6 protein-coding genes and 1 pseudogene are annotated in these 7,231 nt (G+C 70.8%); 4 read left to right on the top strand and 3 right to left on the bottom strand.

The window, feature by feature from the left end:
• Positions 1 to 270 precede the first annotated feature (270 nt).
• From AB0M08_RS46815 to AB0M08_RS46805, 3 genes are all read left to right on the top strand, one after another.
• The gene (locus tag AB0M08_RS46815) at positions 271 to 942 is read left to right on the top strand and encodes a hypothetical protein (protein WP_364508657.1); all 672 of its coding nucleotides are present in this window, start codon (positions 271 to 273) and stop codon (positions 940 to 942) included.
• 202 nt (positions 943 to 1,144) lie between these two features.
• Positions 1,145 to 2,134 (top strand): hypothetical protein, encoded by a 990-nt coding sequence (locus tag AB0M08_RS46810; RefSeq protein ID WP_364508655.1) that lies wholly within the window; start codon positions 1,145 to 1,147, stop codon positions 2,132 to 2,134.
• A 236-nt stretch (positions 2,135 to 2,370) separates the two neighbouring features.
• Positions 2,371 to 3,168 (top strand): SDR family oxidoreductase, encoded by a 798-nt coding sequence (locus AB0M08_RS46805; protein ID WP_364508652.1) that lies wholly within the window; start codon positions 2,371 to 2,373, stop codon positions 3,166 to 3,168.
• A gap of 280 nt (positions 3,169 to 3,448) precedes the next feature.
• Here AB0M08_RS46805 and AB0M08_RS46800 read toward each other — a convergent pair whose 3' ends face one another.
• Positions 3,449 to 4,390: a hypothetical protein gene (locus AB0M08_RS46800; protein WP_364508650.1), complete on the bottom strand. Its 942-nt coding sequence runs from the start codon at positions 4,388 to 4,390 to the stop codon at positions 3,449 to 3,451.
• Between the two features lie 124 nt (positions 4,391 to 4,514).
• Between AB0M08_RS46800 and AB0M08_RS46795 the strand changes: the two genes are divergently transcribed.
• Positions 4,515 to 5,591, top strand: a complete 1,077-nt coding sequence (locus AB0M08_RS46795) for a pentapeptide repeat-containing protein (protein ID WP_364508647.1) — start codon at positions 4,515 to 4,517, stop codon at positions 5,589 to 5,591.
• Between the two features lie 30 nt (positions 5,592 to 5,621).
• Here AB0M08_RS46795 and AB0M08_RS46790 read toward each other — a convergent pair whose 3' ends face one another.
• Both AB0M08_RS46790 and AB0M08_RS46785 read right to left on the bottom strand, forming a co-directional pair.
• A complete protein-coding gene (locus tag AB0M08_RS46790; protein WP_364508645.1) occupies positions 5,622 to 6,878 on the bottom strand; it encodes a glycosyltransferase family 39 protein in 1,257 nt (418 codons plus the stop codon).
• 65 nt (positions 6,879 to 6,943) lie between these two features.
• Positions 6,944 to 7,231: pseudogene (locus tag AB0M08_RS46785) on the bottom strand (methyl-accepting chemotaxis protein); the annotation flags it as partial.

The raw sequence follows: 7,231 nt of genomic DNA, 5'->3' as shown, positions 1-7,231 counted from the left end.
CGCCACCAAACACGGCATCAACCTCTACCACGCCCTCGTCCAACTGACATCCGGCCAGCCATGGATCCCCGCCATCAACTGACCTGAGTAGTTACGCCAGAACATTTCACCGGACTCAAGTTCCTATTGCGATATCCGGGTTGGATGCGGCACTGCGACTAGCGGGAGAGGAGTCGGATAACAATTTTCCGGAAAGGCGTACCGTGAATGTCGCACATAAAACTCATGGCGAAAGAAGAGATGGCCTCCGCCGCGGGAGATCATGGGGACGTGGAGTTTCTCGATCTGACGGCGTACACGTACTCGGAGTCGATGCTGCCGATGAGGGCGGTGGGCTGGCTCGGGCGGGAGCACGGCGTTCAGGGCGGTGCCGGGATGCCGTTGACCGGCGCTGAGCTGCGTCTGCTCAAGGCGGCCTCGTCGCGCGCTCGCAGACTGATGCTCGGCTTTCACCCATGCGAGTTCTGCGGGGCCGTCGAGGGCAACGGCGAGTTCGGCTACTACCTGCCCGGCGGTGTCGTCCACACCGCGCCGACGATGATCGTGCACTACGCCGAGCAGCACGGCTATCGGCCGCCGGCCGCGTTGCTGTCCCACCTGTCCGAGGCGACACGGCCGCAGTGGGACCGGCGGGCCGAGCTTCTCTGCTCCGTCCTGGCCGACGCCTCCGCGGACCTCGGGTGGCGCGTCGACGCGGCCGTCGATCTGGCGCTCTGGACGGACCGCAGGGCTTACGACACCTTGCGGAGCGCGTTACGCGACGAGGAACTGGTGGACGTCGCGGGCAACGAACTCGGACGCTCACTGACGGCCTTCGCCGGACAGCCGTACGCCACGGATCTGGGGGCGGACGGTGAGCATCCCCTGGTGCGGTTCGGCATCGAACGTGCATCGACCGTCGACTACCGTGAGTTCGTCCGTCCCGTGTCAGCCGAGGGGTGACGCCTCTGTAGCGATCTCGCCCGAATTGGTCAGGCCAAGTCTGCACTGTCGGCAGATTGCGGGCGAGCTGATCGGTTCCGGCCGGCTCCGGCGAGGCGGTGGCGGGCGGTGTCCGGGTGCCGTCCCGGCCCGGAGGGCGCTGTTGCGGCCGTGGTGAGGCGATGCTACATATTGGCCTACGTCGATGTTCTGGGCTGGGGGCATGGTGGACGATCCGCTGGAACCGTGGTGGCAGGAGGTCCGGCGGGCGGCTCAGCGGCTGGCCTCGGCGGTAGGGGCGGCGGCGTCGCGGGCCGGTCGGGACGGAATCTACGGGGCGCCGCCCGGGTCACCGCCGCCGCGCCGGCGTAGGCAGGCCGGTTCGCTGCGGCACCTGGCCGAGGTGATCCGGGCCGAGCGGCTCGCGCCCGGCCTCGCGATCGACAAGGACATCGTGGCGCGTGTCCTCGCCGGGGACCTGCGTTACATCACCGACCCGACCGCTGTCGTGGCGGTGGTCAAGGCGGCCCACCTGATCGCCCGGACACCTTTCACCGACGAGGACGCGCGGCGGCTCACTGTCGCCTCGGCGCATGTCGCCGCCTTGGTCGAGGCGGCCGAGCGGGCCGATCTGGCCGCGCCGGACCGGGTGCCGGTGGCAGTGCCGAGGAGCGAGGCCGTACCGGTCGTCCTCGACGGCTACTTCGTCACCCGGCATCGCCCGCGCCGCCGTTGGCTGATCGCGGCCGGCGCCGTCGTGGTCGTGGTGGCCGGCGCGGGCACCACGCTCGCGCTTGCCACCGGGGAGGAAGTCGATGCCGACTGCCGTCTCGGGGCCGCGGTGGCCGATATCGTCGACGACGCCTCGGCCGTCTTCCGCGATGACACCGCCACCCGGCTCAGCCCGACCCTGGACTTCGACGCTATGAACGGTTCGGCGCGCTACGACCGCTTCGAGGGCCGCACCTTCTATTGGGGCCGTGCCGGCTCCGACGACGACCGTCCGCACTCGGGTGGCGCGCGTGTCCGCTGGAAGACCCCGGGCGGCCCGTGGCGAAGCTGCGCCACCGCCCTGCCGCTGGCCGAGCGCGGCTACGTTCACAGTCCGGCCGTCGCCACCACGATCGGCGGCCAGCCGGTGACGGTCCAGATCTGCCTGTGGCGCGACGAGCCGCGCCGGGAGAACTGCACCCCCGAGATCACCACCGGCTGACCTCAGCTGTCCGGCCGGACAGAACGACGTCGCTGAGGGACGGATAGCCGTTGTCCGGGTCCTGCCGAGGCACTGACGATCGGGATGCTTCACGTCGTCCACCTCACGAATGGGGTCGATGGCGACGCCGGTGCAGCACCTCCATCTCAGGCGTACCGGCGCGATGAGCAGGTCCGCATGGCACCGGCGTCGGCGACCCGCTTCCGCTCCTGAGGGCTCTGTCTATTGTGGTCGTCATGACTGACATTGATCGGCCGGGCGAGGAAAAGCCGGTCGCCGTGGTGACGGGGGCCGGGCGCGGCATCGGGGCGGCCACGGCACGGCTGCTCGGCGGTCAGGGCCGGCACGTCATCGTCAACTACCGCAGCGACGCCGCGTCGGCGGCCGCCGTGGTCTCCGCGATCGAGGCCGCCGGCGGCACCGCCACCGCGGCCCGGGCCGACGTCTGCGACCCGGCCCAGGTCGACGCCCTGATCGGCGGCGTGCTGGCCGCCCACGGCCGGATCGACGCCCTGGTCTGCAACGCCAACGTCCTCCAGCCGGTACGCGCCGGGCTCGCCGACACCACCTGGCCCGATCTGATCGACAAGGTCACCGCCGAGCTGGCCGGCGCCTTCTTCATCACCCAGCGGGTGCTGACCGCCATGCGGGCCGCCGGTACCGGCCGGATCGTCTACCTCTCCAGCATGTCGGCGGGCTGGACCGGCAAGCAGCAGATCGGTCACGCCGTCTCGAAGGCCGCCGTGAACTCGTTCGCCCAGCAGGTCGCCGCCGAGGCGGGCCGCTACGGCGTCACGGTCAACACGGTCGCGCCGGGGGCGGTCCGCACCGAGGCCAGCGCGGCGTTCATGCCCGCCGGACTCGACGACTACCTGGCCAAGCACGCGGTGCTGGGCCGGATGGTCGAGCCGGACGACGTCGCCGCGGTGATCGCCATGCTGCTGGACGAGCGGACCGCGGCCCTGACCGGCGCCCTGATCCCGGTCGACGGCGGCTTCGACGTCCTCCAGGGCGGCCCACCCCGCCTGCCGTGACCCCGGTACCGTTCGGCCGTGCGACAGGGCGGCGAGCTCGTGGTACAGAAAGCAACCGCAACGTTTGCGCGGAATGGCTCATTGTCCTATCGCGCAAGATCCAGTACTGGAATGTCCGAAGGAACAGGAAGCCCAGGTACCGCACCGTGTGATCATGGCCGAATGATTTCACCAGCGCCATCGATGGCGGTGGCGACACGACGATCGGCTACACGTTGACGTGCGTGGTGGCACTGGCGGTAGCGGTGGCTGGTGGTGCCTTTCCGGGCGAAGGCGTGACTCAGCGCCGCCGTGACCGGAGGGTGGCAGCGGCGGCGAGTGAGCCCACCGCGAGCAGCCCGGCGGCGGCCGCGAGCCACCGCCAGAGCCGGCCGGACCCCGACGTGCTGTCGCCGGTGGCGGAGTAGCGCAGGACGTCCGGCTTCGCGTCCTCGGAGACGGTGAGCAGGGACGCGCCGTCGCGACTGAAAGCGATCGCCTCGCCCTGCGGCTCGTCCGGCAGCGGGACGATCGTGGGCGTGCCGGTGGTGAGCGCGGTGATCACGTCGCCGTCGGTCACGTCGTACACGAAGGCATCGGCATAGGTTCGGATGGCGATCTTGGTGCCGTCGGGGGAGTTGGTGCCGCCGGTCAGCACCCGGCGGCCCTCCTCGTCGCGCGGGTTGCCAGTGGTGGTCTCCGGGATGGTGATGGTGCCGGCGGCCTGCAGCGCGCCGTCGGCGAAGCGGAAGATCTCGGCGCCCGCCGGGTCCTTCGTGATGATCACCGGGTTGGCCTGGCCGTCGAGGACGAGGGTCTCGGCGTTGTGCGGGCCGTCCGGGTAGCGGGCCTCCAGCAACTCCGGCTCGGTGGCGCCGGGGGAGAGGCGCCACAGGCCGATCGTGTCGCGCTCGGTGTCGTTGTCGCCGATGTCGCCGACCCAGAGCGTGCCGTCCGGTGCGACGGCCAGATCCTCGGTGTCGACCGGGTCCGAGGGGAAGTCGACCGTCCGGGAGACCTGGCAGTCGGCGCCGATGTAGAAGATGCCGCGGCGCTTGGCCTTCTTGCTGCCGTCGTTGATGGTCACGTAGCCGTCGGCGGTGGTGACCAGCCCGGACAGTTCCTTGAGCCGGTCGTCGTCGATCGTGCAGACGGTCTCGGGGTCGCTCGCCGCGTGAGCCGGTGCCGGGAGGAGTGCGGCCAGCATGCCGAGTGCGAATGCGCCGCCGACGGTCCGGATCATCCGGCAAGTATTCCAGCGGTGATCGAACCCATGCATCCGGAGCATTTATCATCGTCGCGTGCCAGCGGGGGAGAACGGTGCAAGGCGAGCGCGACGTCGGCTCATCATCGGCGGGGTCCTGTGCGTGGTGTGCGTCGCCCTTCTCGGCGCCGCGCTCATGATGCTGCCGGCCATCGTGGTCGATCACGACCTGGGACGGCGCCCGATCACCTCGTCGGATCGACTGTCCGCGATCAACAGCGTTCGCGCCACGTTGCTGCAGCTCACCGCCGGTATCGTCCTGTTCTTCGGCGCCTATGCCACGTGGCGCCAGCTGCGGGTCAGCCAGGACACCCTCCGCATCACCCAGGAGGGGCACATCACCGGTCAGTTCAGTCGCGCGATCGACCATCTCGGCAACGACAAGCAGGACGTACGCATCGGTGGCCTGCACGCCCTGCGGCGGCTGGCGGAGCACTCGGAACGCGATCGGGAGGCGGTCATCTCGACGATGGCGGCCTTCCTGCGCGCCCACCAGCCGTGGCCTCCCACCGCACCACCCGCCGACGCCGACATCAACACGGTGGCGCCCTTGGAGACGCGGGCGCCGGACAGCCAGCTCGCCCTGACCTGCCTCGGCGTTCTGGGCCGGTTCGACCGATCCGATCCGTGGCTCAACCTGAGCCTCACCGATCTGCGGCGGGCCGACTTCGACGGCCTGTGGCTCACCCGGATGAACTTCGACCGTGCGTGTCTCGAGTCGGCGAGCCTGTTCGCCGCCAACCTGACCCGGGCCTCTCTCGTATCGGTGAATCTGCGGCACGCGAGCCTGCGCCGGGCGAACCTCACCGAGGCGCGTGGCGTCCTCGCCGATCTGCGGGGCGCGCTCGTGGTGGAGTCGGTGCTGACCGGCGCCGATTTCACCCGCGCCGACCTGCGAGAGGCCAATCTTCGGAAAGCCCGGGCACAGGCCACCGTGTTCCGCGATGCCGATCTGCGCGACGCCGACCTGCGTGGCGCGGACCTGAGCGACGCCGACCTCAGTGGCGCTCGGCTGGACGGGGCCCTGGCCAGCGACCGGACGCGCTGGCCGGCCGCATTCGACCACGCCGCGGCCGGCATCGTCACGAAAGCCGATCCGGGACCCGAGCCCTCGCCCCTGCTGCAGCCGCCGGCGCTCCTGGACCAGGCGCCGCGACTACGCTCGGGAGGCACGCCGTGAGCCCCGGCAGAGAACGCCGGGATGGCCGATTCAGATCGCCTGGCCGGAGATGAACGGGAGCCAGCCCGCGTACCAACCCGAGAGGAGTGCGAGCGCGCCGAGGATGACGGCCAGGTCGCGGTTGCGGGCGCGGGCCAGCAGCAGTGCCGGGACCAGCAGGACCGGGAACGCCGGCATCAGGTGGCGGCCGATCATCGAGATGTGCGTGCTCGTGCCGGTGGAGAGGATCAGCATCGCGGCGGCGAAGACGGTGAGCGGCCACGGCGCGCGCGGGATCAGCAGGATCAGCAGCACGATGAAGGCGGCCAGCATCAGGAAGGAGAGCACCCGGATCGGCTTGTCCGCGTTGTCGCCGTCGACGCCGTACAGGATGTCGGAGACCATGCCCCAGGTGTTCTCGCCGTTGTCCCAGCGGGCGCCGAACGTGTTGTGGTGGATGTCGGTGTACTTCGTGTAGCCGCCGAGCCGGATCGACGCGAACGTCAGGTAGGCGATCAGGCCGGACGGGGCGAGCAGCATCGCGGCGTACGGGCGCCAGCCGTCCCGCCGGGCGAACGCGGCGACCAGCGCGGCCAGGCCGACGGTGCCGATCAGCGCGGCGGCGGTCGGCCGGCTGAGCCCGCTGATCCCGGCGAGCAGACCGGCGAGCAGCCACTGCCGGGTCAGCACCGCGTAGAGCGCCCACACCGCCAGCGCGGTGAAGAGCGACTCGGTGAACGCCCCGTTCTGGGTCATCGCGGCGGGCGCGACCGCCCAGACCGCGGCCAGGATCAGGCCGACCCGGTGCCCGCGCTTCTCGCCGCCGACGTGCCGGCCGATCAGGTAGAGGCCCGCGGCGGCGGCGATCGCGGCGACGAACGAGACGAAGAGGCACGCGGCGATCGGGGAGACGCCGGGCAGGAACGTCAGCGGGCGGGCCAGCCACGGGTAGAGCGGGAAGAACGCGAGGCGCAGCTCGTACGGGACGCCGTCGCCGTCGACCGCGCCGATCGGGCCGCCCAGCCCGGTGCCGGCGATCTTCACATACCAGCGGCCGTCCCAGGAGACGAGCGCGTCGAAGATCGAGGTGAAGCTGCGCCACTGGTTGTTGATCGACCCGTCCGGGTAGACCTGTTTGCCCGGCGCCTGCAGGTAGGCGCGCGCCGCGAGGATCCCCATCACCTCGAGGCTGACCAGGCGTACCAGCAGGTACAACCCGATCGCCAGGCCGGCGCCGCGGCGCAGGGCGGGTGCGGCGAGGGCCGGGGCGGGGGTGGTGTCCGCGGGTGCCGCGACGACGTCGGACATGGAACACCTTTTCGACGAGGGGGGGGTGGCGTTGCGGGAGGTTACCGTACCCGCCGCCCCCGTCGTCAGTACCGGAAGGTGTTCACGATCGCGGTCATCTCGGCGGAGAGCCGGTTCAGGTCGGCGACCGCCTCGCGGGCCGTCCGCGCGTTCGCCGAGGCCTTCTGCGCCACGTCGGCCACGTCGTTGATCGCCTCGGCGACCAGGTTGGTGTTGCCCGCCGCCTCGGTCACGCCCCGGCTCATCTCCTGCGTGGTCGCGGTCTGCTCCTCGACGGCCGCGGCGATCTGCGTGGTGTAGTCCCCGATCGTGGAGATGACCTGCGCGATCTCCGCGATCGCGGACGCCGCCGT

Origin of the sequence: Actinoplanes sp. NPDC051851, assembly GCF_040681165.1 — a bacterium.
Taxonomy (GTDB): domain Bacteria; phylum Actinomycetota; class Actinomycetes; order Mycobacteriales; family Micromonosporaceae; genus Actinoplanes.
Note: the sequence above shows the minus strand (reverse complement) of the source record. Positions and strands in the feature narration are given on the sequence as shown.